Source organism: Streptomyces sp. NPDC104096 (genome assembly GCF_055584385.1).
The window spans coordinates 11,998-38,717 of the sequence record NZ_JBVJMD010000034.1; the positions used below are offsets into that span (position 1 = coordinate 11,998).

Genomic DNA, 26,720 nt, shown 5'->3' on the forward strand with positions numbered 1-26,720 from the left:
CCCACGGTCTCGGGGTCCACGAGTTCGGCGCGCAAGGGATCGGTGCCCACGGTCTCGGGGTCCACGAGTTCGGCGCGCAAGGGATCGGTGCCCACGGTCTCGGGGTCCACGAGTTCGGCGCGCAAGGGATCGGTGCCCACGAGCTCGGCTCGCACGGGTTCGGTGTGCGGGGGTTCGGTGTGCACGGTGAGGTGAGTCTCCCGGAAACGCGTCAGCGGGTGACCTCCGTGAGGAGGTCACCCGCTGAACCTTCAGGGTGAGTGACGGGACTCGAACCCGCGGCCACCTGGACCACAACCAGGTGCTCTACCAACTGAGCTACACCCACCATGGGCCGGTGGTTGACTTTTCGGTTTCCCCTACCGGCCGAGAAAAAGTGTACAGGGTCTTGAGGGGTGCTCGCGCACACCTTTTACGGCGGCGCTTCCCGAGCCCCTGCTACACCTGCTGAGCAGGCAGGACGTGCTTCGCCGCGATCGCCTTCGCGGTGTCCGAGTCGGGGCCGGGCTGGGGCACGAAGACGGCCTCGCGGTAGTACCGGAGTTCCGCGATGGACTCGCGGATGTCGGCGAGGGCGCGGTGGTTGCCGTTCTTCTCGGGGCTGTTGAAGTAGGCCCGCGGGTACCAGCGCCGGGCCAGCTCCTTCACCGAGCTGACGTCGACGATCCGGTAGTGGAGGTGGTTCTCCAGGGCGGGCATGTCGCGGAGCAGGAAGCCGCGGTCGGTGCCGACCGAGTTGCCGCACAGCGGGGCCTTGCCGGGTTCCTTGACGTGCTCGCGTACGTACGCCAGGACCTGTGCCTCGGCGTCCGCCAGCGTCGTGCCGCCGGCCAGCTCGTCGAGCAGGCCCGAGGCGGTGTGCATCTGGCGCACCACCTCGGGCATCGTCTCCAGTGCGGAGTCCGGCGGACGGATGACGATGTCCACGCCGTCGCCGAGCACGTTGAGCTCGGAGTCGGTGACGAGGGCGGCCACCTCGATGAGAGCGTCGTCGGACAGCGAGAGGCCGGTCATCTCGCAGTCGATCCACACCATGCGATCGTTCATGTGTCTAACCTTACGGCGCGTCGCCGTGGGCCGAACCGGTCGTGCGGCGAGCTTGTGGCGCGGACTCCCGGGGCGGGAGGGGCGGGAGGGGCGGCAGTGGGGGAAGAGAAGGCGAAGGGGTGGTCGGGGCCGGAAGATCCGGCCCCGACCACCCCTTCCCGTGCCGCACGTCACATCGTCACGTACGTCGTCCCGTGCGCCGTCACGTCGCGCTGCGCTGGCCGGGCAGGCTCGCCCGGCCCGACAGGTACGCCTCCCGGCCGCCGTCCCCGGCGCCGGACGCCGAGGCGGCCAGCGCCGCCGCCGGTGTACGGCGGGTCTGCGGCGGGACCGGCCCGCCCTCCGGGTGCAGCGCGGGCACCGGCCCCGCCGGGAGCGGGGCGGACGGGCCCTCGCTCTCCAGGTGCCGCTCGCCCTGCGGGCGCCGGGCCCGGTACGCGGCCCGGTAGGCGGCCGGTGACGAGCCCAGCTGACGCCGGAAGTGACCCCGCAGCGCCACCGGCGAGCGGAAGCCGCAGCGGCCCGCGACCTCGTCCACCGAGTAGTCCGACGTCTCCAGCAGGCGCTGCGCCTGGAGCACGCGCTGGGTGATCAGCCACTGGAGCGGCGCGCTGCCGGTGAGCGAGCGGAAGCGTCGGTCGAACGTCCGCCTGCTCATGTACGCGCGCGCCGCGAGGGTCTCCACGTCGAACTGCTCGTGGAGGTGTTCCAGCGCCCAGGCGACGACCTCGGCCAGCGGGTCGGCGCCGATCTCCTCTGGTAAAGACCTGTCGAGGTAGCGTTCCTGACCGCCGCTGCGGCGCGGCGGGACCACCAGCCGGCGGGCCAGCGCACCGGCCGCCTCGTTGCCGTGGTCCGTCCGCACGATGTGCAGACAGAGATCGATTCCGGCCGCGGTGCCCGCCGACGTCAGCACGTCGCCGTCGTCGACGAAGAGTTCGCGCGGATCCACGTGCACCGACGGATAGCGCTTGGCCAGCGTCGGCGCGTACATCCAGTGCGTGGTGGCCGGTCGTCCGTCCAGCAGGCCCGCGGCCGCCAGGACGAAGGCGCCGGTGCACAGCCCGACGATGCGGGCGCCCTCCTCGTGCGCCCGGCGCAGTGCGTCGAGCGCCTCCTCCGGTGGCGGCGAGGTGATCGAACGCCAGGCCGGCACGACGACCGTGCCCGCCCGGGCGATCGCCTCCAGGCCGTGTGGTGCGGTGAGTTCCAGGCCCCCTGTGGTCCGCAGTGGGCCTTCCTCGCCTGCGCACACCAGCAGTCGGTAGCGCGGCACGCCGGCGTCCTGGCGGTCGATCCCGAACACCGACAGCGGTATGGAACTCTCGAAGATGGGGCCGCCGCTGAACAGCAGCACCGCAACGATCTCCTTGCGGCGTCGCCCGGAAAGCTTCCGGGCCGCGGCTTCCGGCGCGGCAGCGGAGTCGTGGCTCATACTGCTAAGCCCCCCTCGGTGGTCGCGGCTCCTCGGTTGTGTCGCTCCTGCACGTTTCCCCTCGGTCCTGCACGAGTCCCCCGCCGTAACAGTCAAGATCGAATCTACTGTGTCGCGTGGTGCCGTCGTGACCAGTTCACCACTGGGCACATTGTCGACATGGCAACTTGGCGTGAAGCATTCGATCACGAAGCGTTGCACTCGTGGGGCGTGCAGGGAAGTGCGCCTCGTGGCAGTGGCCAATCCCCGTAGGGTGCGCAGGGCCCCCGAGGCCCTATCCGTGCAGGTCGAACGGGGTGAGGGGGGTACTCGGGGCAAGGGATGCGCGGGAGCGGGAAGTTGGCTGAAAACAAGCGCTCCCGTGCATAAAAACCGGTCAGCCGACCGGTGTACTTCCGCCGGGGCGACGTCCGCCCCCCTGTGCCCCCGTTCCGGCCCTGTGACGCCGTCCGCGGGTCGCGGACGGCGCGTCCGCCCCGGCCCGCAGCAGGGCCGCGCCGCGTTCGGACCGGCGCAACAGGGCGCGGCACGCGACAGTGACGGCGGCGAGACCGAGCGCCGTACCGACGGCGCCGGCGAGCGAGGAGCCGTACCAGAGCAGCACCACCGGGACCAGCACACAGCTGAAGGCGGCCCAGCGGACCACGTCGGTCGCCGTGTCCGGGGCCGGCGCGGCGGCGCGCCCGGCCTCGGGGCCGGTGCGGGGTGAGGGCATGGCGTGCTCCCTGTGGCGGTCGTTCACGCGGGTTCAACGCCCGCCCGGTCGCTCGGTCACCAGGACCGGTCAAGGGAATCCTGTTGAATCCTGTGCGAACAGCCTGTACGGGGCAGCAACCATTGCGTCCTGGGCATCCCCTCGTGCATGCTCCGGGGAACCCGCACGGAGCGCGCGCGGGATATGGGCGAAGGAGGAGTGCCGCCGTACCCTTGGGGTATGGGGTTGGGAAGATGATTCCCGGACACACCTCCGTCCCACCGCCGTCGTCCCCACCCACGAGGATCTGAACGCCGAGACAGTCATGGCCGGTCACGAATTCTTCGAACCCGCGGACCGCAAGCGGCCCGTCGCCGACCCCACGGCGGCCGAGCCCCTCGCGGCGGAAGAGCAACGCCACGCGTGCGACCCCGCCTTCAAGCACGGCGTCGTCGTCGGCTTCGACGGCTCCACGTCCAGTGAGCGGGCCCTCGCGTACGCCATCGGCATGGCCCACCGCTCCCGGTCGGGCCTGATCATCGTCCATGTCGCCAACCGACTGCCGACCACGGTGTGGGCCGGCTGCGAACCGCCCGTCTTCGTGGACGTGCCGGACCACCGCACCGAGGTGCTCGGTCTGGAACTCGCCTGCGCGGAGTACCTCGCGGAGGTGCCCTGGATCCTGGTCGAGCGCGGCGGCGACATCTGCCACGAACTCGAAGAGGTGGGGCGGGAGTACGAGGCCGACGCGATCGTCGTCGGCTCCACGCACGGCATCGTCGGCCGGATCTTCGGCTCGGTCGCCGGGCGGCTCGCCAAGCGGGCCAAGCGGCCCGTCATCGTCATTCCGTAACTCCCCGCGTCCGCAGGCGAGATGTCCGGCGGACCGGCTCAACTCCCTTGGTGCGCGGCGCGAATCTACTCGCGCGTAGCAAGTGTTTGTGCCCTTGTGAAGGGCATATATCGCTCACCGCGCAACGCACATGCATGAAGGGAGCCCGCCGTGGACAACGACGTCTCTGCGGGAAGCACCACCACCACGATCTTCGGCCGACTCGCCCTGGGAATCACCCTGTTGGCGTTCGGACTCGGCTACACGGACCTGATCGACGGTGTGACGGCGGCAGACGCCGTGACCCTCGCCCACTACGTCGGCGGAGTCGCCCTGTTCCTCGCCGGGCTGCTCGCCCTGCGCGACCGCGACACGGCGAACGGCACCGCCTACACCGTTCTCGGCGCACTCTGGTTCACCTGGGCCGTCTCGGCGGGCACCCAGGCCTCCGACAACGCCGCGGGACTCTTCCTGCTGCTGTTCGCCCTGGTGGCGCTCAGCCTCACCCTGGCGGGCGGCGACCAGCTCGGCCAGGGCACCTACGGGCTGTTCTTCGTCTCGCTCCTGCTGCTGGCCGTCGCCGCCTTCAACGGCAGCGGCGGCCTGGCCAAGGCCGGCGGCTGGTTCGCCGTGGCCGCCGGAGCGGTGGCCTGGTACGCGGCGACCGCGGCCCTGGCCCACTGGCCCACGGCACTTCCCGGACGCGCCGCCGGCCGGGGGGTGACGGCCACCGGCTGAGGCAGGCGCGGGCCGGGGCACCGGGCGGCCCCGGCCCCTGAAAGAACGACCCCCTGTGCCGGTGGCTCACAGGGGGTCGTTCATGTCACTGCGCGAGGAGCGGAAGTCCTACTCCACCGTCACCGACTTGGCGAGGTTGCGCGGCTTGTCGATGTCCCGGCCCAGGGCCTTCGCCGTGTGGTAGGCGAGGAGCTGGAGCGGGATGCCCATCAGGATCGGGTCCAGCTCGTCCTCGTTCTTCGGCACGACGATCGTCCGGTCGGCCTTCTCCTGCTCCCGGTGCGCGACCGCGAGGATCGGGCCGCTGCGGGCCTTGATCTCCTCCAGGGCCGCGCGGTTCTTCTCCAGCAGGTCGTCGTCCGGGACGATCGCGACCGTCGGCAGAGCGGGCTCGATCAGCGCCAGCGGGCCGTGCTTGAGCTCGGAGGCCGGGTAGGCCTCCGCGTGGATGTAGGAGACCTCCTTGAGCTTCAGCGAGGCCTCACGGGCCACCGGGTAGCCCCGGACGCGGCCGATGAAGAGCATCGAGCGGGCCTCGGCGTACTCCTCGGCCAGCTTCTGGATCTCCGCCTCCTGCTCCAGGATCTCGGTGATCTGCGCGGGCAGCTTGCGCAGACCCTCGATGATCCGCTTGCCGTCGCGCACCGACAGGTCGCGGGTGCGGCCCAGGTGCAGCGCCAGCAGCGCGAAGGCGACCGTGGTGTTGGTGAAGCACTTGGTGGAGACCACGCAGACCTCGGGTCCCGCGTGCACGTAGACGCCGCCGTCCGCCTCGCGGGCGATCGCCGAGCCGACGACGTTGACCACGCCCAGCACCCGCGCGCCCTTGCGCTTCAGCTCCTGGACGGCCGCCAGCACGTCGTACGTCTCACCGGACTGCGAGACGGCGATGTACAGCGTGTCGGGGTCGACGACGGCGTTGCGGTAGCGGAACTCCGAGGCGGGCTCGGCGTCCGCGGGGATGCGGGCCAGCTCCTCGATCATCTGGGCGCCGATCATGCCCGCGTGGTACGAGGTGCCGCAGCCGAGGATCTTCACACGGCGGATCTGGCGCGCCTCGCGGGCGTCCAGGTTCAGCCCGCCGAGGTGGACGGTGGAGAACCGGTCGTCGATGCGGCCGCGCAGCACGCGGTCCACGGCGTCGGCCTGCTCGAAGATCTCCTTGTGCATGTACGTGTCGTGGCCGCCCATGTCGTACGACGCGGCCTCCCACTCCACGATGGTCGGCTCGGCCGTGGTGCGGGTGCCCTCGGTGGTGTACGTCCGGAAGTCGTCGGCCTTGAGGGTGGCCATCTCGCCGTCGTCCAGCGTGACTATCTGGCGGGTGTGGGCGACCAGGGCGGCGATGTCCGAGGCGACGAACATCTCCTTCTCGCCGATGCCGAGGACGACCGGGGAGCCGTTGCGGGCCACCACGATGCGGTCGTTGAAGTCGGCGTGCATCACGGCGATGCCGTAGGTGCCCTCGACCACCCGCAGCGCCTCGCGGACCTTGTCCTCCAGCTTCTCGTGCTGGGAGCGCGCGATGAGGTGGGTGAGCACCTCGGTGTCGGTCTCGGAGAGGAACTCGACTCCGTCGGCCTCGAGCTTCTTGCGCAGGTCGGAGGCGTTGTCGATGATGCCGTTGTGGACGACCGCGACCTTGCTGTCGGCCGACATGTGCGGGTGGGCGTTGACGTCGGACGGGGCGCCGTGGGTGGCCCAGCGGGTGTGGGCGATGCCCGTGGTGCCCTTGAAGCGCGCCGGGACCTTGGCCTCCAGGTCGCGGACCCGGCCCTTGGCCTTGACCAGCTTCAGGCCGGGCGTCTTCGGCGAGGTGACGACGATGCCCGCGGAGTCGTAGCCGCGGTACTCCAGACGCTGGAGACCTTCCAGGAGAAGGGGGGCGACGTCACGCCGACCGATGTATCCGACAATTCCGCACATATATAGGTATTCCTCAGCCGTAGACCATGCGGCGCAGCTGTCGGAGCGAGAGCTCCGGCGGCGACACCGCCCGGTATTTCAGGTCCGCCTCGATCCGTTCGAAGATCGTCACGTTCACCAGGCCCTGGGCCTGGAGTTCGCGATGGCGGCGACGGACGTAGTCCTCGGTCGTCTCGTCGAAGTAGGCGAGCACGTCCTGGATCACCCGCAGGGCCTCACCCCGGTTGAGGGGCGTGGACCGTGTCAGGTGATCAACGAGTTCGTCGTGCACTCGGTAGATCCTGGGGTACCGGCGGTGGATCCGCAAGAATCCTGCCCGATTTCGGGCAGGGCTGTGTTGAATCTCTTATGAGGCGCTGTTCGTCAGCTGTCCATCCTGAGTCTTGCGGTCCGTTGCCTTGGGGGACGAGTTTCAGACGCCATGGACATTCCTCGCATGGGCGTACCCGAGCAGCTGGCCGAGCGCATGAGCATGGCCGAACAGCACGAATACCTGCGCGCCAGATTCTCCAGGCGCACGATGATCAGAGGCGGCGCGGTCACCGTGGGCGCCGTCGTGGGTGGCGCGTTCGTGCCGGGTGCCACCGCCCAGGCCGCCGTGCCCGCCCAGTCCACCGCGCCCGCCACCGAGACGGTGGACGGCGCCCTCGTCGCCCCCTTCGGCCGCCACCTCGCCTACGGCAACGACCCGAGCACCGAGATGACGGTCTCGTGGCAGGTCCCGGTTGCGGTGAAGAAGCCGTTCATCCGGATCGGCGCCCACCCCTGGGACCTCTCGCGCAAGATCGAGGCCGAGGTGCGCACCCTGTACACCCCGGCCGGCGTCGGCGCGAGCGGTGACCACAACCAGTACTACCTGCACGCCAAGCTCACCCACCTGCGACCGGGCCGGACGTACTACTACGGCGTCGGCCACCAGGGCTTCGACCCGGCCCAGGCGCACCTGGCCGGCACGCTGGGCACCTTCACCACCGCGCCCGACCGCAAGCAGCCGTTCACCTTCACCGCTTTCGGAGACCAGGGCGTCAGCTACCACGCGCTGGCCAACGACAGCCTGATCCTCGGCCAGAACCCGGCCTTCCACCTGCACGCGGGCGACATCGCCTACGGCGACCCGGCGGGCCAGGGCAAGACCACCGACACCGGGTTCGACTCGCGCACCTGGGACCAGTTCCTGTACCAGACCGAGTCGGTCGCCAAGCAGATCCCGTGGATGGTCTCGTACGGCAACCACGACATGGAGGCCTGGTACTCGCCCAACGGCTACGGCGGCGAGGAAGCCCGCTGGACCCTCCCGGACAACGGCCCGGACCCCAAGAACCTCCCGGGCGTCTACTCCTTCGTCTACGGCAACACCGCGATCATCTCGCTGGACCCCAACGACGTCTCCTTCGAGATCCCGGCCAACCTCGGCATCTCCGGCGGCACCCAGACCACGTGGTTCGAGGGACAGCTGAAGAAGTTCCGCGCCTCGAAGAACATCGACTTCGTCATCGTGTTCTTCCACCACTGCGCGTACTGCACCTCCACCGCGCACGCCTCGGAGGGTGGCGTGCGCCAGGAGTGGGTGCCGCTGTTCGACAAGTACCAGGTCGACCTGGTCATCAACGGCCACAACCACCAGTACGAGCGCACCGACGTGATCAAGGGCGACCGGGTCGTCAAGAAGCTCCCGATCGGCGAGACGGCCTACTCGGACACCGAGGGCACCGTGTACGTCACGGCCGGCGCGGCGGGCCGCAGCCTGTACGCCTTCACCGCCCCGGACTCCTACGAGGGCCACGAGAACGAGGTCGACTCCGTCGCCTCCTTCGTCAACCTCAAGGGCGGCAAGCAGAACGAGACGGTCACCTGGTCGCGCGTGCGCTACCTGAACTACTCCTTCCTGCGCGTGGACGTCGTCCCGGCGCAGAAGGGCCGCTACGCCACCCTGAAGGTCCAGGGCATCGCCGAGACCGGCGACCGCATCGACCACTTCACGGTGGCCCGCAGGGCGAAGTAGGCGGGGCCGGGCGGGCGGTCCTCACATCCGTCCGAGGATCGCCCGCTTGGCCGTGGTGAACTCCTCGTCGGTGAGCACCCCCGTGCGGTGCAGCTCGCCGAGCTCGCGCAGCCGCCGCAGCAGCGCGTCGTGCCCGTCCTCGGCGGAGGCGGGCCCGAGCTGTCCGGGCACCACGGGCCCGGACGGCCGTACGTCCTCCTCGGCGGCCGCGGCCGGATGCGGCAGCCGGGCCTGCACGGCCGCCGCGACCAGCGCCATCAGCGGGTCCCGCTTGAAGCCCCACAGCTCCACGGAGTTCGGGTCGTACTTCGGCGGGGCCTTGGTGGACGCGCCCCGCACGAGGAAGCGCAGCGAACCGTTCTCCAGGCCGACGGCCGGGTGCCACTCGACGCCCGTGAGGTCGCGGACGGCGAGGGTACGGGCGCCGGCCGCGGCCTTGGCGTCCTCCGTCTTCCAGTTCCACTCCAGGCGCACCTGGTCCCCGTCGAAGCTCGCCGTGCCGTCCCCGGCGGACACCGACAGCGGCACGGACGGGCCGGGCAGCAGGAACCGGTCCACCGGGCCGGAGCCGACCTCGTCCAGCAGCAGCGCGTTGCGCACCTCGTCGGTGAAGTACTCGGCGACGCCGTGACGTTCGGGCTCCACCAGCAACTGGTAGGGGTCGTGCGGCTCGGTGAGCCGGCCGCCGGTGGCCTGGAGCAGGGGGTCGGCGCCCTCGCGCAGCCGCAGCCTCAGCCGCCCCGACTTGCGGCCCTGCTCGAAGGACACCCCGGCCAACGCCTCCAGTGGTACGACGAGTTCGCCCAGCGTCCGGCGCAGCAGGCCGACGCTCTTGTCCCGTCCGGGGGTCAGCCGCACGGCGTCCCCGTCGAAGACCCAGGTGCCGTCCTTCTGGATGATCTCCGCCATACGGCGATTCTTCCATCACGGCAGTCCTCCGGCCCCGGCGATTCTCCGCCGCGGGCGACGGGCACCCCGCGGGACCGTACCGCGGGGCGCCCGTCCGCAGGGGGAGCGTTACCGGCCCGCGAGCGGGTTCGCCAGGTCGCCGGCCAGCTGGAGCGCGCCGGACGGGTCCGCCAGGTCCACCATCTGCCGGTTGTCGCGCAGCTGGAGGCGGTTGAGGCAGGACAGGGCGAACGCGGGGGCGAACAGGTCGTACTGGCGGAACCTGTCGGCCAGTTCGGGGTTCGCCTCCTGGTACTCGTGGGTGACCTCGGCGACCGTGCCCCAGAACTCGTCCTCCGTCAGGACCCCCTCGGTGGCGAGGTTCGCGGAGAGGAAGCGGAAGAAGCAGTCGAAGACGTCCGTGAAGATCGACAGCAGCTTCATGTCCTCGGGCACCTCGACGCGGATGCGCCGGACCTCGGGCGGCAGCACCGCGTCCGGGTCCATGACCGCGATCTCCTCGGCGATGTCCTTGTAGATCGCGCGCCGCACCACCCCGTCCTTCAGGACCAGGATCACGTTCTCGCCGTGCGGCATGTACACCAGGTCGTAGGCGTAGAAGCTGTGCAGCAGCGGGGTGTAGTAGGCCCGCAGATAGCGGCGCAGCCACTCGGCCGGCGCCAGCCCCGACCGCTCGATCAGCGCGGCCGCGACCGAGGCGCCCTCGTGGTCCACGTGGACGAGACTGGCCATGGTCGCCAGGGACTCGCCCTCCTCCAGCGACGGCACCGGGCTCTCGCGCCACAGCGCGGCGAGCATCTTGCGGTAGGGCGAGTAGCGGTCCGTGGCCGCCTCGTACTCCAGGTGCCGGTAGCCCACGGCGGCCCGCTCGCGGATGATCGACAGACCGCTCGCCCGCAGCACCGGATCGGTGGCGACGAGCTGCGCGAGCCAGTCGTTGATCGCGGGGGTGGCCTCCATGTACGCGGCCGACAGGCCCCGCATGAACCCCATGTTGAGGACGGACAGGGCCGTCTTCACGTAGTGCTTCTCGGGGTGGGAGGAGTTGAAGAAGGTCCGGATGGACTGCTGGGCGAGGTACTCGTCGTCGCCCTCGCCCAGACAGACCAGGTGCCGGCGGGCGACCTCGGCGGCGAAGGTGACGGTGAGCTTGTTCCACCACTGCCAGGGGTGGACGGGGATGAAGAGGTAGTCGGCCGGGTCGAGTCCCAGGTCGGTCAGCCGGGCGCGGAAGCGCTCGACGGTCTCCTCGCCCAGCTCCTGCCGTACGAACGACTCGTACTCGATGCCCACGCCCGCCGTGAACGCGGCCCGCGAGCGGTGCGCGGCCAGCCACACCAGCCGTACCGGGCTCGCGGTCTCGGGCGCGTACGACAGGTACTCGTGGACGCCGAAGCCGAGCCGTCCGTTGTTGGCCACGAAGCAGGGGTGGCCCTCGGTCATGCCGGTCTCGATCGCCTGGAAGCCGGCACGGGCCAGCTCGGCCGAGGGGATCTGCGGCTTGGTGAGCTTGTAGCAGGTGCCGGAGAGGGTGGAGGAGATCTCCTCCAGGTACACCGGCAGGATCTCGTCGCTCAGCCCCAGGGACTTCTTCAGCTCGATGAAGAAGTCCAGCGCCGCCAGGGGGAGTTCGGTGCCGTCCCGATGGCGGGTGATGGAGTCGGCGTCCACCTGCCAGTGGTCGAGGGCGCGGCGCACGGCGGTGAACCGGTAGACGGTCTGGCCGTCGTCGCCGCGCACGGCGTACCCCTCGCCGTCCGGCTCGGGGCTGATCAGCCGTTCGTGCGCGAACTCGGCGAGGGCCTTGCGGACCAGCAGCCGGTTGGCCCGCTCCCAGCGCTCGGGGGAGAGGTGGGCCACGGAGTCGGCGAGGGTCATGCGGCCACCGCCTTCTCGAACTGCGCGCGGGTGCAGAAGCTCAGCAACGCCGTCTTCTCCGGCTTCTCGATCTCGCGGTCGGGTATGAAGCCGACCGCCTCGTTGAGGGCGTGCACGGCCTTGTTGCCGACGTCGGGTTCCACCACGACCCGGGCGGTCGCCGGGTCGGCGAAGAGGTGCGCCATCACGGCGGTGATCACCGCGCGGGTGAAACCGTGCACGGGCGTGTCCGTCGGGGCGACGAGGAAGTGCATGCCGACGTCGCCGGGGAGCGGCTCGTACAGGCCGACCAGCTCGCGGTGGGCGGGGTCGTACCGCTCCATCAGGAAGGCCGGCACGCCGTCGTGCAGGCCCAGCAGCGCGTGGTGGTGCTCGTCCGCCGCCATCTCCATGTACGCCCGCTCGACGTCCTCCGGTTTCGCGTCCTGCATCATCCAGAAGGCCGCCTTGGGGTGGGTGACCCAGCCGTGCAGCAGTTCGGCGTCGTCCAGCGGGTCGAGCGGGCGGACGGTGAACGTCCCGATGCCGGTGCGGGGGGCGGTCATATGGCGAACTCCTGGAACGCGATCTTCTTCTCGACCGGGTAGTACTCGGTGCCGAGCAGCTCACGGATGATGTAGGCGTTGCGGTACGGGCCCATGCCCAGGTCGGGCGAGGTGATGCTGTGCGTGTGGACGGCGCCGTTCTGGAGGAAGACGCCCCGGCCCGTCACGTCGATCGCGTAGTTGCGGGCCACGTCGAAGTTGCCGTGCCCGTCGTAGCGCAGCCGGTCGCGGACCGGGGCGAGGAACTCCGGCTCGGCGTAGGCGTAGCCGGTGGCCAGGACCAGGCCCTGGCTGCGCAGCTCGTAGTCCTTGCCCTGCTCCTCCTGGCGCAGCGTCAGGGTGTACGTGCCGTCGTCGTGCCGGGCGCCGGTCAGGGCCGAGTTGGTGAGCAGCCGGGTGGGGACCGGACCGCCGAGGTTCTTCTGGTACAGCAGGTCGAAGATCTCGTTGATCAGATCGCCGTCGATGCCCTTGAACAGGCCCTTCTGCTCGGCGGTGAGCCGGTAGCGGGTGTCCTCGGGCAGCTCGCGGAAGTAGTCGACGTACTCCGGCGAGGTCATCTCCAGCGTGAGTTTGGTGTACTCCAGCGGGAAGAAGCGCGGTGAGCGCGTGACCCAGTTCAACTGGTAGCCGTGCACGTCGATCTCGGCGAGGAGGTCCTGGTAGATCTCGGCGGCCGACTGGCCGCTGCCGACCAGGGTGATCGACTCCTTGCGCTGCAACTCGGCCTTGTGCTCCAGGTAGCGGGAGTTGTGGAGGAAGTCGCCGCCCAGGTCCCGGCAGGCGTCGGGCAGGTGCGGCGAGGTGCCGGTGCCCAGGACCAGGTGACGGGCGCGGTAGGTGTCGCCCGCGGTGGTCGTCACGACGTAGTGCGCGTCCGCGTCCTCGTACGTCACCGTCTCGACCGTCGTGCCGAAGCGGATGCTGCTCAGCTTGTTCGCGGCCCAGCGGCAGTAGTCGTCGTACTCGACCCGCAGCGGGTAGAAGTTCTCGCGGATGTAGAACGAGTAGAGCCGGCCGCGCTCCTTGAGGTAGTTCAGGAAGGAGTACGGGGAGGTCGGGTCGGCGAGCGTGACCAGGTCCGACATGAACGGCGTCTGGAGGTGGGCGCCGTCGAGGAACATCCCCGCGTGCCACTCGAAGTCGGGCTTCGTCTCCAGGAAGACGCCGTCGAGTCCGGCGATCGGTTCGGTGAGGCAGGCCAGGCCGAGGTTGAAGGGGCCGAGCCCGATCCCCACGAAGTCGTAGGTCCCCGGTCGGGACTCAGGAAGCGCGGTCAACGGATTCTCCCAGGTACTGCTCGGCGTGGCCGGCGATCAGGTCGAGGACGGCGGCGATGTCGTCCGCGGTGGTCTCGGGGTTGAGCAGGGTGAACTTCAGGTAGTGGCGGCCGCCGACCTTGGTGCCCGCGACCACGGCGTCGCCGGAGGCGAACAGGGCCTTGCGGGCGTACAGGTTGGCGCGGTCGATCTCGGCCGGGTCGGTGACGGCGGCCGGGATGTAGCGGAAGACCAGGGTGGACAGGGACGGCCGGACCACCACGTCGTAGCGCGGGTCGGCGGCCAGAAGTCGCCAGCCCTCGTCCGCGAGGTCGCAGACCTCGTCGAAGAGCGAGCCGATGCCGTCGGCGCCCATCACGCGCAGCGTCATCCACAGCTTGAGCGCGTCGAACCGGCGGGTGGTCTGGAGGGACTTGTCCACCTGGTTGGGGATGCGCTCCTCCACCATGCGGCGCGGGTTGAGGTAGTCCGCGTGGTAGGTGGCGTGCCGCAGGGTGGCGGCGTCGCGGACCAGGACGGCGGAGGAACTCACCGGCTGGAAGAAGGACTTGTGGTAGTCGACGGTGACCGAGTCGGCGCGCTCGATGCCGTCGATGCGGTCCCGGTACTTCACCGAGGCGAGCAGGCCGCAGCCGTAGGCGGCGTCGACGTGCATCCACACGCCGTACTGCCGGCACAGTTCGGCGATCTCCGGCAGCGGGTCGATGGAGCCGAAGTCGGTGGTGCCGCCGGTGGCGACGACGGCCATGGGGACGAGGCCGTTCTTGCGGCACCGCTCCAGCTCGTGGGCGAGGGCGACGGTCTGCATCCGCCGGTCGTGGTCGACGGGGATGCCGACTACCGCGTCCGCGCTCAGGCCGAGCAGTTTCGCGGACTTCCTGACGCTGAAGTGGCTGGCCTCGGAGGCGAAGATGCGCAGCCGGTCGAGGCTGTCGGTCTTGGCCTCCTCGCGGGCCAGCAGCAGCGCCTGGAGGTTGGACTGGGTGCCGCCGGAGGTGAACACCCCGTCGGCGGAGGGGCCGAGGCCGATCCGGGCGGCCGTCCAGTCGATGAGCCTGCGCTCGATCAGGGTGCCGCCGGCCGACTGGTCCCAGGTGTCCAGCGAGGAGTTGACGGCGGACAGGACCGCCTCGCCGAGCACGGCCGGGATCACGACCGGGCAGTTGAGGTGGGCGAGGTAGCGGGGGTGGTGGAAGTAGACGGCGTCGCGCAGGTACACCTCTTCGAGCTCGTCCAGGGCGGCCGTGGTGTCGTGCAGCGGCCGGTCGAGGTCGATCTGTTCGATGCGGGGGGCGAGGGTGTCTGCCGTGATGCCGGTGAACGGCCGTTCGGTGGTGGCGAGTTTGGCCGCCACCCGCTCGACTCCTTCGGTCACGGAGCGACGGTAGTCCTCCGCGGTGAGGTCATTGAGCAGGTGCGAGCGCATGTGGGGGTCCTCCGGATGGGGAGAGTCCGTGCGGGACGAGAAGGGGGAGAAGGCGGCGAAGTTCCCGGCTTCAACTTAGGTAAGCCTAACCTAATTAACGGGACCGAAACGCCGACTCCCCCGTGACCGCGATCACTTGGGCGCGGCTGCCTCATCCGCCGTGCCGCCGACCCCCTTTCGGTCGGAGCGGCGGCCGCCGGGCCCGTTCGGCCGGGCCCGGCGGCTCACTCCTGCTCGCGCAGCTCTTCCTCGGACAGGCCCTGGCGCCAGTAGCCCACGAAGGTGACCCGGCGCCGGTCGACGCCCCGCTCGCCGACGAAGTGCCGGCGCAACTGCTTCACGCGGCCCGACTCGCCCGCGATCCAGACGTACGGGTGCCGCGCGTCCGGGAGGTGCGCCGCGCGCAGGGCGTCGAGCGCCAGGGGGCTCTCCGCGGCGGCGTGCTCGTCCCGCAGGAGCCAGGTGATCCCGGCGTCGGCCTCCGTGGCCAGGTCCTGGACGGTGCCCGCGTGGTCCACCTCCAGCCACACCCGGGCGCGGGTGCCGGCCGGGAGGGACTCCAGGATCGACGAGACGGCGGGCAGGGCCGTCTCGTCGCCCCAGATCAGCACCAGGTCGGTGTCCTCGGGCGGGCGGAAGCGGATCGCGCGGTTGTCGGCGACCGCCGGGCCGAGCAGCCGCACGCGGTCGCCCGCGGCCGCCCGTGACGCCCAGCGGGAGGCGGGGCCCGCGGGGGCGTCCGCGCCCGGCTCCACGCCGTGCAGCACGAAGTCGATGTCGATCTCGGCGGTGTCGCCGAACGCGTCCCGGCGCAGCGAGCGCAGGGTGTACGAGCGCATCACCGCCCGTACGTCGTCGGGGAGTTCACGCCACCCCTGCCACCAGTTGTCGCCGAGCTCGATCGGCACCGCGGGCTCGTGCTGGCCGGGGTGCGGCAGGAACAGCGACAGGCTCTGGTCGCGCCCGTGCGAGTGGAAGTGGGCGAGGTCGGACCCGCCGAAGGTGATCCGGACCAGAGACGGGCCGAGCCGCCTCGTCCGTACGACCCGGAGGGAGAAGAAGCGGAACGGGGCGGCCACGGCCGTGGTCATGGGAGCTCCTGGGGCTCAGGAAGGGTGGGCGGTCAGCTGACCTTCTTCGCGTTCTCGAGCGCCTCGGCGAGGTTGTCGAGCAGCGGCACGCACTTGGCGTAGGACAGGATCGGCTCGGGCGAACGCGCGATGACCTGGCCCGCCTTGACCGCCGGGAGCTTCTTCCAGGTGGCCTCGGTGATGTCGGCCGGCTGGATGGTCGAGGAGCGGTCGTCCATCATGATGATGTCGGCCTGGTACTTGTCGACGTTCTCCCAGCTGAGGCTCTCGTACCAGCCGCCGCCCTCCTTCTTGGCGCTCTCCGGGGGCTCGACGAAGTTCACACCGAGGGACTTGAAGTACTCCAGGTCGATGGAGAGGTTGGTGCCGGAGACGTAGAACAGCTCCTGGCTGGCGGAGCCCGCCATGACCTTGATCTCGGGCTTGGCCTTGGCGGCCGCGCGCAGCCGGGCGGCGGCCGTCTCGAAGCGCTTCTTGGCGTCGGTGACCGCGGCGGCCTTCATGTCCGCGCCGAGCGACTCGGCCAGCTCCCACATGCGCTGGAGCGGCTTGTCGAGCTGGCGGTCGTAGACGGAGACGCCGACGCTCGGGGCGAGCTTGGCGATCTTGTCCTTGGAGGCCTCGGGGACGTACCAGAGGGTGCCGGCGTCGTCGAACATCGTGGAGATCAGCACGTCCGGCGCCAGGGCCGCGTACTTCTCGACGTTGAACTCGTCCCAGACGTTGCCCAGGACGGTGACCTTGCTGACGTCCATGTCGCCGGCCTGCACGTCGGCCTTGCCGTCGGCGGTCTTGGTGGGGCCGAAGACGCCCTTGACCGAGATGCCGTAGTCGTGGAGGGCGGCGCCGACGCCGGTGAAGGCGACGATGTTCGCGGGGATCTTGTCGAGCTTGACCGTGGTGCCACGGTCGTCCTTGAACGTCCAGGGGCCGGACTTGGCGGCAGCGGCCGTCTCCTTGGCCGAACCGCCGTCCTTCGCGTCGTCGTCCCCGCACGCGGCGAGCACGGCGCCGAGGCCGAGGGCTCCGCCCGCGGCGAGGATGCCGCGACGGGAGAGGTGGGTGGCTCTGGCGTTGGGCATGGCTACGCTGCTTTCGAACAGGGCGGATCACCCGCCGGACAATTCGAAGGTAGGTTAGCCTAACCTCAACTGATGTCCCAGGGGGTGGGGTCGACCACTTCACCCTGTGGATGGCCTGTGGGCCCGGCGTGTCGGCCAACTCGGCTTGTTGTGCGGCGAGTTGTTCGGATCCGGTGCCCGTTCCGGAATGCTCCGTCCGGATGCGGACGGGCAGGCCGTCGACGACGACCTGCCCGCGTCCGCCCTCCGCGGCCCCGGACCGCGGAGGGCGGTCAGCCCGCCAGCCCCAACTCCCGGGCGATCAGCATGCGCTGCACCTCGCTGGTGCCCTCGCCGATCTCCAGGATCTTGGAGTCGCGCCACATGCGGGCCACCGGGTACTCGTTCATGAAGCCGTAGCCGCCGTGGATCTGGGTGGCGTCGCGGGCGTTGTCCACCGCGATGGTGGAGGAGTACAGCTTGGCGACCGCCGCCTCCTTCTTGAAGGGCTCGCCCGCCACCAGGCGGGACGCGGCGTCGCGCCAGCCGACGCGGGCCATGTGCGCCCGCATCTCCATGTCGGCGATCTTGAACTGGATGGCCTGGTTCGCGCCGATCGGGCGGCCGAAGGCGTGCCGCTCCTTCGCGTACCTCACCGACTCGTCCACACAGCCCTGCGCCAGCCCGGTGGCCAGGGCCGCGATGGCGATCCGGCCCTCGTCCAGGATGCGCAGGAACTGCGCGTACCCGCGGCCCTGTTCGCCCAGCAGGTTCGCGGCCGGGACCCGCACGTCCGCGAAGGACAGCTCACGGGTGTCCGAGGCGTTCCAGCCGACCTTCGAGTAGGGCGCCGCGACCGTGAAGCCGGGGGTGCCCGACGGGACGATGATCGAGGAGATCAGGGGCCTGCCGTCCGGCTTGCGGCCGGTGACCGCGGTGACCGTCACCAGACCCGTGATGTCCGTACCGGAGTTGGTGATGAAGCACTTGCTGCCGTTGATGACCCATTCGTCCGTCTCGGGGTCGAGGCGGGCCGTCGTGCGGGTCGCGCCCGCGTCCGAGCCGCCGTCCGGCTCGGTCAGGCCGAACGCGCCGAGGATCTCGCCGGCGCACAGCCGCGGCAGCCACTCCCGCTTCTGCTCCTCGGTGCCGAAGAGGTGGATCGGCATGGCCCCCAGCGAGACGCCCGCCTCCAGGGTGATGGCCACGGACGAGTCCACCCGGGCCAGTTCCTCCAGCGCGATGCCCAGGGCGAGGTAGTCGCCGCCCATGCCGCCGTACTCCTCCGGGAACGGCAGCCCGAACAGGCCCATCCGGCCCATCTCGCGGACGATCTCGTAGGGGAACTCGTGCCGCTCGTAGAAGTCACCGATCTTCGGTGCCACGACGTCGTGGGCGAACTCCTCCACCGTGCGGCGGAGTTCTTCCAGTTCGGGGGAGAGCTTGTGGTCCATCGTGTTCACTGCTCCTGGTGGGAGAGGGCTCGTACGGTGCGGGACGGGCTGGGTCGGCCCAGTCGGTCGGCCATCCACACGCTCGTGGCGACGAGACGGCCGAGGTCGACTCCGGTGTCGATGCCGAGGCCGTGCAGCATCCACACGAGATCCTCGGTGGCGAGGTTGCCGGTCGCGGACTTGGCGTAGGGGCAGCCGCCGAGACCTCCGGCGGAGGCGTCGACGGTGGTGACGCCCTGCCGGAGCGCGGCCAGGGTGTTGGCCAGGGCCTGGCCGTAGGTGTCGTGGAAGTGCACGCCCAGCACGTCCGCGGGGATGCCCTGCGCGCCCAGTGAGACGAGCAGTTCGCGCACATGGCCCGGGGTCGCGACCCCGATGGTGTCGCCGAGGCTCAGCTCGTCGCAGCCCATGTCCATCAGGGCCCTGCAGACCCGGACGACCTGGTCGACGGGCACCGCGCCCTCCCACGGGTCGCCGAAGCACATGGAGAGGTAGCCGCGCACGTGCCCGCCCTCGGCCCTGGCCCGCGCGACGACCGGCTCGAACATCGCCAGCGCCTCGTCCACCGTCCGGTTGAGGTTGGCCTTGGCGAAGGACTCGGTGGCGCTGGCGAAGACGGCGACCCGGCGCGCTCCCAGCGCCAGGGCGCGCTCCAACCCGCGCTCGTTGGGCACGAGCACCGGCAGCCGCACCGGCAGATCGGCGACCAGCGGGAAGAGCTGCTCGGCGTCGGCGAGCTGGGGCACCCACTTCGGGTGCACGAAACTGGTCGCCTCGATGGTGCCCAGCCCCGCCCCGGCCAGTCGGCGCACGAACTCCGCCTTCACCTCGGTCGGCACGGTCGCCTTCTCGTTCTGCAGGCCGTCGCGCGCGCCGACCTCGTGGATGCGCACCCGCGCCGGCAGCTCCGGGTCCGGCACGGCCATGGGCAGTCCGGCGGCGGTCACGGCGCCACCTCCTCGTGCGGGGCGACGACGGCGAGCACCTGGTCCATGGCGACCGTGCTGCCCGGTCTGACGTCCAGCTCGGTGACCGTGCCCGCGTGCGGGGCGGAGATGACGTGCTCCATCTTCATCGCCTCGACGACCAGCAGGCTCTGACCGGCCGTCACCTCGTCGCCGACGGCCACCTTCACCACGGTGACCGTGCCGGGCATGGGCGCGGTGAGCGAGTCGGCGCCGCCGTGCGCGGCGCGGTCCAGGGACGCGGCGACCGGGTCGTGGTCGCGCACGTGCCAGGCGTCGCCGTCCCGGCCGAGCCAGTCGGCGGCGCGCCGGAAGGTGTGCCGGACCCCGTCCAGGGTCACCGACACCCGGTCCTCGGTGACGGTGTGGGTGCCGCGCGGCACGTACTCCACCGGGTCCTGCACCCGCAGGTGGAAACCGACCGGCCGGGGCCGGCCGCCCAGCCGCCAGCCGCTCGGCACCGAGAAGGGGTCGGTCCAGCCCCCGCCGGCCGGACGCAGCGCGTCCAGGCGGACGGCCGCGGCGGCCTCGTAGACCTCGTCGGGCACCTCGGTGGGGACCAGGTCCGCCGCCACCCGCTCGACCAGGCCGGTGTCCAGCTCGCCCGCGACGACCGCCGGATGGGCCAGCAGCCGGCGCAGGAAGCCCGCGTTGGTCGGCACGCCCAGCGTGACCGTGTCCGCGAGGGCCGCGCGCAGCCGGCGCAGCGCGGTCGCGCGGTCCGGCCCGTAGGCGATGACCTTGGACAGCATCGGGTCGTAGAGGCTGCCGACCTCGGTGCCCTCGCTGAGCCCGGAGTCGGTGCGCACCCCGTCGCCCTGGGGCTCCGCCAGCCGCAGCACGGTGCCGCCGGACGGCAGGAACCCGCGGGCGGGGTCCTCGGCGCAGACGCGGGCCTCGACGGCGTGGCCGGTCAGCCGGATGTCGTCCTGGGCGAACGGCAGCGGCTCGCCCGCCGCCACCCGGAGCTGCCACTCCACCAGGTCGACGCCCGTGATCAGCTCGGTGACCGGGTGCTCCACCTGGAGGCGGGTGTTCATCTCCATGAAGTAGTACGAGGACGGGTCGCCGCCGGGGACGATGAACTCCACCGTGCCCGCGCCCCGGTAGCCGCAGGAGCGGGCGGCCTGGACGGCGGCCTCGCCCATCGCGGCGCGGGTCGCCTCGTCCAGGAGCACGCTCGGCGCCTCCTCGACGATCTTCTGGTGCCGGCGCTGGAGCGAGCACTCGCGCTCGCCCAGGTGCACCACGTTCCCGTGCGCGTCGGCCAGGACCTGGATCTCGATGTGCCGGGGCCGGTCGACCCAGCGCTCGACCAGGAGCGTGTCGTCGCCGAAGGACGTGCGGGCCTCGCGGCGGGCGGCGGCGATCTCGTCGGCCAGCGCCGAGGTCTCGCGCACCAGCCGCATGCCCTTGCCGCCGCCGCCCGCCGAGGGCTTCAGCAGCACCGGCATGCCGATCTCGCGGGCGGCGTCGGCCAGCTCGGCGTCGGTGAGCCCGCTGCCGCTGGATCCGGGCACGACCGGGACGCCGGCCGCCCGCACCGTCTCCTTGGCGCGGATCTTGTCGCCCATGAGGGAGATCGCGTCCGCAGGCGGTCCGATGAAGGCCAGGCCCGCCTCGGCGCACGCGCGGGCGAACCCGGCGTTCTCCGCGAGGAACCCGTACCCGGGGTGGACGGCCTGGGCGCCGCCGCGGGCGGCGGCCTCCAGCAGCCGCTCCACCGACAGATAGCTCTCGGCCGCGGACGGCGGCCCGATCCGTACGGCCGTGTCGGCCTCGCGCACGTGCCGGGCGTCCGCGTCGGCGTCGGAGAAGACGGCCACCGAGCGCACCCCGAGCGTGCGCAGCGTCCGGATGACGCGTACGGCGATCTCGCCCCGGTTGGCCACAAGGACTGTGTCGAACATGGTCTGTGGTCCCCTCACATCCGGAAGACGCCGAAGGCGGGCTCGGCCAGCGGCGCGCCCGCGCACGCCGTCAGGGCCAGGCCCAGTACCTGCCGGGTCTCCATCGGGTCGATCACACCGTCGTCCCAGAGCCGGGCCGTGGCGTAGTAGGCGTTGCCCTGGCGCTCGTACTGGGCGCGGATCGGGTCCTTGAAGGACTCCTCGTCCTCCAGCGGCCAGGACTCCCCGCGGGATTCCAGCTGGTCCCGCTTGACGGTCGCGAGGACGGAGGCGGCCTGCTCGCCGCCCATCACGGAGATCTTGGCGTTGGGCCACATCCACAGGAAGCGCGGCGAGTACGCCCGCCCGCACATGGAGTAGTTGCCCGCACCGTACGACCCGCCGACCACCACCGTCAGCTTCGGCACCCTGGTGCACGCCACCGCGGTCACCATCTTGGCGCCGTGCTTGGCGATGCCGCCCGCCTCGTAGGCCTTGCCCACCATGAAGCCGGAGATGTTCTGGAGGAACACCAGCGGGATCCCGCGCTGGTCGCACAGCTCGATGAAGTGCGCGCCCTTCTGGGCGGACTCGGAGAACAGGATGCCGTTGTTGGCGACGATCCCGACCGGGTGGCCGTGGATCCGGGCGAAGCCGGTGACCAGGGTCTGCCCGAACTCGGACTTGAACTCGGCGAACCGCGACCCGTCGACCACGCGCGCGATGACCTCGCGGACGTCGTAGGGGGTGCGGGAGTCGACCGGCACCGCGCCGTACAGCCCGGCCGGGTCCACCTTCGGCTCGACCGGGGTGGTGACCTCCCAGGGCAGGGTGCCGCGCGCGGGCAGGGTGGCGGCGATGTTCCGCACGATCCGCAGCGCGTGGGCGTCGTCCTCGGCGAGGTGGTCGGTCACGCCCGACACCCGCGAGTGGACCTCGCCGCCGCCGAGCTCCTCGGCGGTGACGACCTCCCCGGTGGCCGCCTTCACCAGCGGCGGCCCGCCCAGGAAGATGGTGCCCTGGTCGCGCACGATCACGGCCTCGTCGCTCATCGCGGGCACGTACGCCCCGCCGGCCGTGCACGAGCCGAGCACGGCGGCGATCTGCGGGATTTTCGCGCCGGACATCCGCGCCTGGTTGTAGAAGATCCGCCCGAAGTGCTCGCGGTCGGGGAAGACGTCGTCCTGCATGGGCAGGAAGGCGCCCCCGGAGTCCACGAGGTAGATGCACGGCAGGCGGTTCTCCAGCGCCACCTCCTGCGCGCGCAGGTGCTTCTTCACCGTCATCGGGTAGTAGGTGCCGCCCTTGACGGTGGCGTCGTTGGCGACGACCACGCACAGCCGGCCGCTCACCCGCCCGATCCCGGCGATCACGCCGGCGGCCGGGGCCTGTCCCTCGTACATCCCCTCGGCGGCCAGCGGGGCCAGCTCCAGGAACGGCGAGCCGGGGTCCAGGAGGGTGTCCACCCGGTCCCGCGGCAGCAGCTTCCCGCGCGCGGTGTGCCTGGCCCGCGCCTTCTCACCGCCCCCCAGCCGGGCCGCGGCCAGTTTCGCGTGCAGCTCCTCCACGAGGGCGCGGTGCGCCTCCTCGTTGGCTTGCCAGGCCTCCGACGCGGGATCGGCCGCGCTCGTCAGCTCCGGTGCCTCTTGCATCCTGCGGTCCCCTCACCCAGCGATCGACTGTTAATGAGCGTTAACCATTTCCTTCAGGTTAACGACCGCTAACCTCCCTGTCTAGAATTGCTTCCATGGCCACGAGAACCGACGCCCCCACCCGGCGCGAGCAGATCCTCAAGGAGGCCGCCCGGCTGTTCGCCGAGCGCGGCTTCCACGGTGTCGGAGTCGACGAGATAGGTGCCGCGGTCGGCATCAGCGGTCCCGGGCTCTACCGGCACTTCCCGGGCAAGGACGCGATGCTCGCGGAGCTGCTGGTGGGGATCAGCGGCCAGCTGCTGACCGGCGCCCGCCGGCGCCTGGAGGAGGCGGACGGCGGGTCCGCCGAGGCGGTCCTCGACTCGCTCATCGAGGGGCACATCGACTTCGCGCTCGACGACCGCCCGCTCATCACCCTGCACGACCGCGAGCTGGACCGGCTGCGCGACAGCGACCGCAAGCTGGTGCGCCAGCTCCAGCGGCAGTACGTCGAGCTCTGGGTCGGGCTGGTCCGCGAGGTCTATCCGGCGCTGGCCGAGCCGGCCGCCCGCTCGGCGGTGCACTCGGTCTTCGGTCTGCTGAACTCCACCCCCCACCTCGGCCGCCCGGGGTCCCTGCCGGGGCGCGCGGTGACGGCGCGGCTGCTGCACCGGATGGCGCGCGGCGCCCTGGGCGCGGCGGCCGGGCCCGAGGAGCCGGAGGACCCCGCGCGGGCGTGACGAGCGTTACGGCCGATCCCCTCGACGCCTGTCACTACCGGCCGGTACGGTTGATCTGAGCAAGCGCTTAGACAGCCGACGACGGCAAAGACCTGGAGGTGGCGGCGTGCGCCGTACGGTGTTCAACGAGGATCACGAGGCGTTCCGGGAGACCCTGCGCGCCTTCATCGAGGCCGAGGTCGTTCCGGTCTACGACGAGTGGTTCGCGGCCGGCCAGGCGCCCCGCGACTTCTACTACAAGCTCGGCGAGCTGGGCGTCTTCGGCATCCGCGTCGACGAGGAGTACGGCGGCGCCGGCATCGACTCGTACAAGTTCGAGGCCGTGGTCTACGAGGAGACCGCCCGCGCGGGCATCACCTTCGGCGGCTCCGGCGTGCACGTGCTGCTCGGCCTGCCCTACATCAAGCTGCTCGCCACCGACGAGCAGAAGAAGCGCTACCTCCCGAAGTTCGCCTCCGGCGAGGAGATGTGGGCCATCGCGATGACCGAGCCGGGCACCGGCTCCGACCTCGCGGGCATGAAGACCACCGCCAAGCTCTCCGAGGACGGCACGCACTACGTCCTCAACGGCTCCAAGACCTTCATCACCGGCGGCGTGCACGCCGACCGCATGATCGTCTGCGCCCGTACCTCCGCGCCCACCGCCGAGGACCGCCGCCACGGCATCTCCCTGTTCGTGGTGGACACCAAGGCCGAGGGCTACTCCATCGGCCGCAAGCTGGACAAGCTCGGCCTGAAGACCTCCGACACCGCCGAGCTGGCGTTCGTCGACGTCAAGGTCCCCGTCGAGGACCTCCTCGGCGAGGAGAACAAGGGCTTCTACTACCTCGGCCACAACCTCGCCTCCGAGCGCTGGGGCATCGCCTTCGGCGCCTACGCGCAGGCCAAGGCCGCCGTCCGGTTCGCCAAGGAGTACGTCAAGGAGCGCACCGTCTTCGGTCAGACCGTGGCGTCCTTCCAGAACACCAAGTTCGAACTGGCCGCCTGCCAGGCCGAGGTGGACGCGGCCGAGGCCGTCGTCGACCGCGCCACGGAGGCCCTCGACGCCGGTGAGCTGACCCCCGCCGAGGCCGCCAGCGCCAAGCTGTTCGCCACCGAGGTCGCGCACCGCGTCATCGACCGCTGCCTCCAGCTCCACGGCGGCTACGGCTTCATGAACGAGTACCCGATCGCCCGCCTGTACGCGGACAACCGCGTCAACCGCATCTACGGCGGCACCAGCGAGATCATGAAGTCGATCATCGCCAAGGACATGGGTCTGTAAGGTCCGCGCAACTCCCCGCCGGTAGAAATGGCTGCATGAGTCAGGCACTTCAGTCTCTCCTCGATCTGCTCGACCTCGAACAGATCGAGGAGAACATCTTCCGCGGCCGGTCCCGGTCCGCCGTCGTCCCGCGCGTCTTCGGCGGGCAGGTCGCGGCGCAGGCGCTGGTCGCCGCCGGGCGGACGGTTCCCCCGGACCGCCTCGCCCACTCCCTGCACGCGTACTTCCTGCGGATGGGCGACCCGGGCGCGCCCATCGTCTACAACGTCGACCGCATCCGCGACGGCGCGTCGTTCACCACCCGCCGGGTCGTCGCCGTCCAGCACGGCAAGCCGATCTTCGGCCTGTCGGCGTCCTTCCAGACGTACGAGGACGGACTCGACCACCAGGCCCCGATGCCGCCCGCGCCCGACCCCGCCACCCTGCCCACCTCCCAGGAGCGGCTGCGGGGCTACGACCACCTCGACCCCGAGGTGGTGGAGCGGTTCCTGGAGGCGCGCGAGGCGATCGACCTGCGCTATGCGGACGAACCGCCCTACGGGAAGTTCGGCGAGCCGCGCGAGCCGCACTCCCAGGTGTGGTTCCGCACCAACGGCAAGCTCGACGACGACCCCCTGCTGCACGTCGTCCTCGCCACCTACGTCTCCGACATGACGCTCCTCGACTCGGTCCTGCTCGCGCACGGCCGCGGCGGCTGGGCGGTGGGCGACGTCGTCGGGGCGTCCCTGGACCACGCCATGTGGTTCCACCGCCCGTTCCGCGCCGACGAATGGCTCCTGTACGACCAGGAGTCGCCGTCCGCGTACGGCGGCCGTGGTCTCGGCCAGGCCCGCATCTACACCCAGGACGGCCAACTGGCCATCTCGGTGATCCAGGAAGGCGTGGTCCGCGTCCCTCGGCAAGACTGAGGGGCATGGCCGAGGGGAAAGCACCACCAGCACACGACGGCGGCGAGAGCGTCTTCACGGTGATCGTCGCCGCTCTCGCCAATCTCGGGGTCGCCCTCGCCAAGGCGGTCGCCGGGGTGATCAGCGGGTCCAGCGCGATGCTCTCCGAGGCCGCGCACTCGGTCGCCGACACGGTCACCGAGGTGCTGCTGCTCACCGCGCTCAAACGCAGCGGGAAACCGGCCGACGAGGACCATCCCCTCGGCTACGGCGCCGAGCGTTACATCTGGGCGATGCTGGCCGCCGTCGCCACCTTCGTCGGCGGCGCCGTCTTCTCGTTCTACGACGGCGTCCACACCCTGGTCGCCGGCGAGGACCTCGGCGACCCGCTCGTCTCCTACGTCGTCCTCGGCGTCGCCTTCCTGCTGGAGGGCTTCTCCCTGCGCACCGGCGTCCGGCAGGCCCGCGGCGAGGCCGACCGCTCCGGGACCCCCTTCCGGCGCTATCTGCGCCGGACCCCCGACACCGCCGTGAAGGCGGTCGTCATGGAGGACTCCGCCGCGCTCGTCGGCCTCGTCCTCGCGGCCGGCGGACTGCTCGGCGGGCAGCTCACCGGCTCCGGCGTCTGGGACGGCGTCGCGTCCCTCCTCATCGGCCTGCTCCTGCTGTACGTCGCCTGGATCCTGGGCCGCTCCAACGCCGAACTCCTCGTCGGCAGGCCGCTGCCCAAGTCCGTGCGGCTGCGCATCCGCGAGGAGCTGCTGAGGATCGAGCACGTCGAGGCCGTACTGGAGCTGACGACCCTGGTGCAGGGGCCGCGGGAGGCCCTGGTCGCCGCCAAGGTCGACTTCCGGGACGCGGCGAGCGCGGCCCAGATCGAGCGGGCCTGCGAGCGGGCCGAGCAGCGGCTGCGGGCGGCCTTCCCGGTGGTGAGCCGGGTGTACCTGGACCCGACGCCGGGCCCCGCGCGACAGGTCGTCGCTCGAGGTGACGAGTCGCGGATGCAGGACTAGGCTCGATTACTGA

Annotated in this window: 23 protein-coding genes, 1 tRNA gene and 1 pseudogene; 7 read left to right on the plus strand and 18 right to left on the minus strand. The window is 70.9% G+C overall.

Going from position 1 to position 26,720, the window contains the following annotated elements; all coding sequences use genetic code 11:
- The 5 genes and pseudogenes from ACZ60B_RS28325 to ACZ60B_RS28345 all read right to left on the minus strand — a co-directional run.
- Window positions 1-185, minus strand: a pseudogene (locus ACZ60B_RS28325) (hypothetical protein); the annotation flags it as partial.
- A 70-nt stretch (window positions 186-255) separates the two neighbouring features.
- Window positions 256-328 (minus strand) — tRNA-His (locus ACZ60B_RS28330).
- A 110-nt stretch (window positions 329-438) separates the two neighbouring features.
- On the minus strand, window positions 439-1,047 hold the full coding sequence (gene orn, locus ACZ60B_RS28335; RefSeq protein ID WP_469391753.1) for an oligoribonuclease: 609 nt from the start codon (window positions 1,045-1,047) through the stop codon (window positions 439-441).
- A 202-nt stretch (window positions 1,048-1,249) separates the two neighbouring features.
- Window positions 1,250-2,482, minus strand: coding sequence for a helix-turn-helix domain-containing protein (locus ACZ60B_RS28340; RefSeq protein WP_469391755.1), 1,233 nt, complete (start codon window positions 2,480-2,482; stop codon window positions 1,250-1,252).
- Window positions 2,483-2,858: 376 nt separating this feature from the next.
- The gene (locus ACZ60B_RS28345; protein WP_469391757.1) at window positions 2,859-3,197 is read right to left on the minus strand and encodes a hypothetical protein; all 339 of its coding nucleotides are present in this window, start codon (window positions 3,195-3,197) and stop codon (window positions 2,859-2,861) included.
- A 304-nt stretch (window positions 3,198-3,501) separates the two neighbouring features.
- Between ACZ60B_RS28345 and ACZ60B_RS28350 the strand changes: the two genes are divergently transcribed.
- Both ACZ60B_RS28350 and ACZ60B_RS28355 read left to right on the plus strand, forming a co-directional pair.
- The gene (locus ACZ60B_RS28350) at window positions 3,502-4,029 is read left to right on the plus strand and encodes a universal stress protein (protein ID WP_152894508.1); all 528 of its coding nucleotides are present in this window, start codon (window positions 3,502-3,504) and stop codon (window positions 4,027-4,029) included.
- A 150-nt stretch (window positions 4,030-4,179) separates the two neighbouring features.
- A complete protein-coding gene (locus ACZ60B_RS28355) occupies window positions 4,180-4,746 on the plus strand; it encodes a GPR1/FUN34/YaaH family transporter (protein ID WP_469391759.1) in 567 nt (188 codons plus the stop codon).
- 108 nt (window positions 4,747-4,854) lie between these two features.
- Here the strand turns inward: ACZ60B_RS28355 and glmS are convergent, their stop codons facing one another.
- Window positions 4,855-6,672 (minus strand): glutamine--fructose-6-phosphate transaminase (isomerizing), encoded by a 1,818-nt coding sequence (glmS, locus tag ACZ60B_RS28360; protein ID WP_469391760.1) that lies wholly within the window; start codon window positions 6,670-6,672, stop codon window positions 4,855-4,857.
- Between the two features lie 13 nt (window positions 6,673-6,685).
- A complete protein-coding gene (locus ACZ60B_RS28365; RefSeq protein WP_469391761.1) occupies window positions 6,686-6,943 on the minus strand; it encodes a hypothetical protein in 258 nt (85 codons plus the stop codon).
- 165 nt (window positions 6,944-7,108) lie between these two features.
- Here ACZ60B_RS28365 and ACZ60B_RS28370 point away from each other — a divergent pair, with 165 nt between their 5' ends.
- Complete coding sequence (locus ACZ60B_RS28370; RefSeq protein ID WP_469391762.1) at window positions 7,109-8,674, plus strand: purple acid phosphatase family protein; 1,566 nt, start codon at window positions 7,109-7,111, stop codon at window positions 8,672-8,674.
- 21 nt (window positions 8,675-8,695) lie between these two features.
- Here the strand turns inward: ACZ60B_RS28370 and ACZ60B_RS28375 are convergent, their stop codons facing one another.
- The 11 genes from ACZ60B_RS28375 to ACZ60B_RS28425 all read right to left on the minus strand — a co-directional run bounded on the left by ACZ60B_RS28375 (window position 8,696) and on the right by ACZ60B_RS28425 (window position 22,824).
- Window positions 8,696-9,583: a DUF4429 domain-containing protein gene (locus tag ACZ60B_RS28375; RefSeq protein ID WP_469391763.1), complete on the minus strand. Its 888-nt coding sequence runs from the start codon at window positions 9,581-9,583 to the stop codon at window positions 8,696-8,698.
- 108 nt (window positions 9,584-9,691) lie between these two features.
- Entirely contained in the window at window positions 9,692-11,461 is a 1,770-nt protein-coding gene (locus tag ACZ60B_RS28380; RefSeq protein WP_469391764.1) for an IucA/IucC family protein, read from the minus strand.
- The gene (locus ACZ60B_RS28385) at window positions 11,458-12,006 is read right to left on the minus strand and encodes a GNAT family N-acetyltransferase (protein ID WP_469391765.1); all 549 of its coding nucleotides are present in this window, start codon (window positions 12,004-12,006) and stop codon (window positions 11,458-11,460) included. Before ACZ60B_RS28385 ends, ACZ60B_RS28380 begins: the two co-directional genes overlap by 4 nt.
- On the minus strand, window positions 12,003-13,286 hold the full coding sequence (locus ACZ60B_RS28390) for a lysine N(6)-hydroxylase/L-ornithine N(5)-oxygenase family protein (protein ID WP_469391766.1): 1,284 nt from the start codon (window positions 13,284-13,286) through the stop codon (window positions 12,003-12,005). The genes ACZ60B_RS28385 and ACZ60B_RS28390 overlap by 4 nt, the downstream gene beginning before the upstream one ends.
- Window positions 13,270-14,712: a lysine decarboxylase DesA gene (desA, locus tag ACZ60B_RS28395; RefSeq protein WP_469391767.1), complete on the minus strand. Its 1,443-nt coding sequence runs from the start codon at window positions 14,710-14,712 to the stop codon at window positions 13,270-13,272. The genes ACZ60B_RS28390 and desA overlap by 17 nt, the downstream gene beginning before the upstream one ends.
- A 224-nt stretch (window positions 14,713-14,936) precedes the next feature.
- Window positions 14,937-15,803: a siderophore-interacting protein gene (locus tag ACZ60B_RS28400; protein WP_469391769.1), complete on the minus strand. Its 867-nt coding sequence runs from the start codon at window positions 15,801-15,803 to the stop codon at window positions 14,937-14,939.
- A gap of 32 nt (window positions 15,804-15,835) precedes the next feature.
- Window positions 15,836-16,885: an ABC transporter substrate-binding protein gene (locus tag ACZ60B_RS28405; RefSeq protein ID WP_469391772.1), complete on the minus strand. Its 1,050-nt coding sequence runs from the start codon at window positions 16,883-16,885 to the stop codon at window positions 15,836-15,838.
- A 272-nt stretch (window positions 16,886-17,157) separates the two neighbouring features.
- Entirely contained in the window at window positions 17,158-18,318 is a 1,161-nt protein-coding gene (locus ACZ60B_RS28410) for an acyl-CoA dehydrogenase family protein (protein ID WP_469391857.1), read from the minus strand.
- Window positions 18,319-18,323: 5 nt separating this feature from the next.
- Complete coding sequence (locus tag ACZ60B_RS28415; protein ID WP_469391859.1) at window positions 18,324-19,244, minus strand: hydroxymethylglutaryl-CoA lyase; 921 nt, start codon at window positions 19,242-19,244, stop codon at window positions 18,324-18,326.
- Between the two features lie 17 nt (window positions 19,245-19,261).
- Window positions 19,262-21,193 carry an acetyl/propionyl/methylcrotonyl-CoA carboxylase subunit alpha gene (locus tag ACZ60B_RS28420; RefSeq protein WP_469391774.1) on the minus strand — a complete coding sequence of 644 codons (1,932 nt, stop codon included), beginning with the start codon at window positions 21,191-21,193 and terminating at the stop codon, window positions 19,262-19,264.
- A 14-nt stretch (window positions 21,194-21,207) separates the two neighbouring features.
- A complete protein-coding gene (locus ACZ60B_RS28425) occupies window positions 21,208-22,824 on the minus strand; it encodes a carboxyl transferase domain-containing protein (RefSeq protein WP_469391776.1) in 1,617 nt (538 codons plus the stop codon).
- A 95-nt stretch (window positions 22,825-22,919) separates the two neighbouring features.
- Between ACZ60B_RS28425 and ACZ60B_RS28430 the strand changes: the two genes are divergently transcribed.
- From ACZ60B_RS28430 to ACZ60B_RS28445, 4 genes are all read left to right on the plus strand, one after another.
- Entirely contained in the window at window positions 22,920-23,543 is a 624-nt protein-coding gene (locus tag ACZ60B_RS28430) for an SACE_7040 family transcriptional regulator (protein ID WP_469391778.1), read from the plus strand.
- A gap of 106 nt (window positions 23,544-23,649) precedes the next feature.
- Window positions 23,650-24,807, plus strand: coding sequence for an acyl-CoA dehydrogenase family protein (locus ACZ60B_RS28435; RefSeq protein WP_162469361.1), 1,158 nt, complete (start codon window positions 23,650-23,652; stop codon window positions 24,805-24,807).
- A 35-nt stretch (window positions 24,808-24,842) separates the two neighbouring features.
- A complete protein-coding gene (locus tag ACZ60B_RS28440) occupies window positions 24,843-25,715 on the plus strand; it encodes an acyl-CoA thioesterase (protein ID WP_469391781.1) in 873 nt (290 codons plus the stop codon).
- A gap of 5 nt (window positions 25,716-25,720) precedes the next feature.
- A complete protein-coding gene (locus tag ACZ60B_RS28445; RefSeq protein ID WP_469391783.1) occupies window positions 25,721-26,707 on the plus strand; it encodes a cation diffusion facilitator family transporter in 987 nt (328 codons plus the stop codon).
- Window positions 26,708-26,720 lie beyond the last annotated feature (13 nt).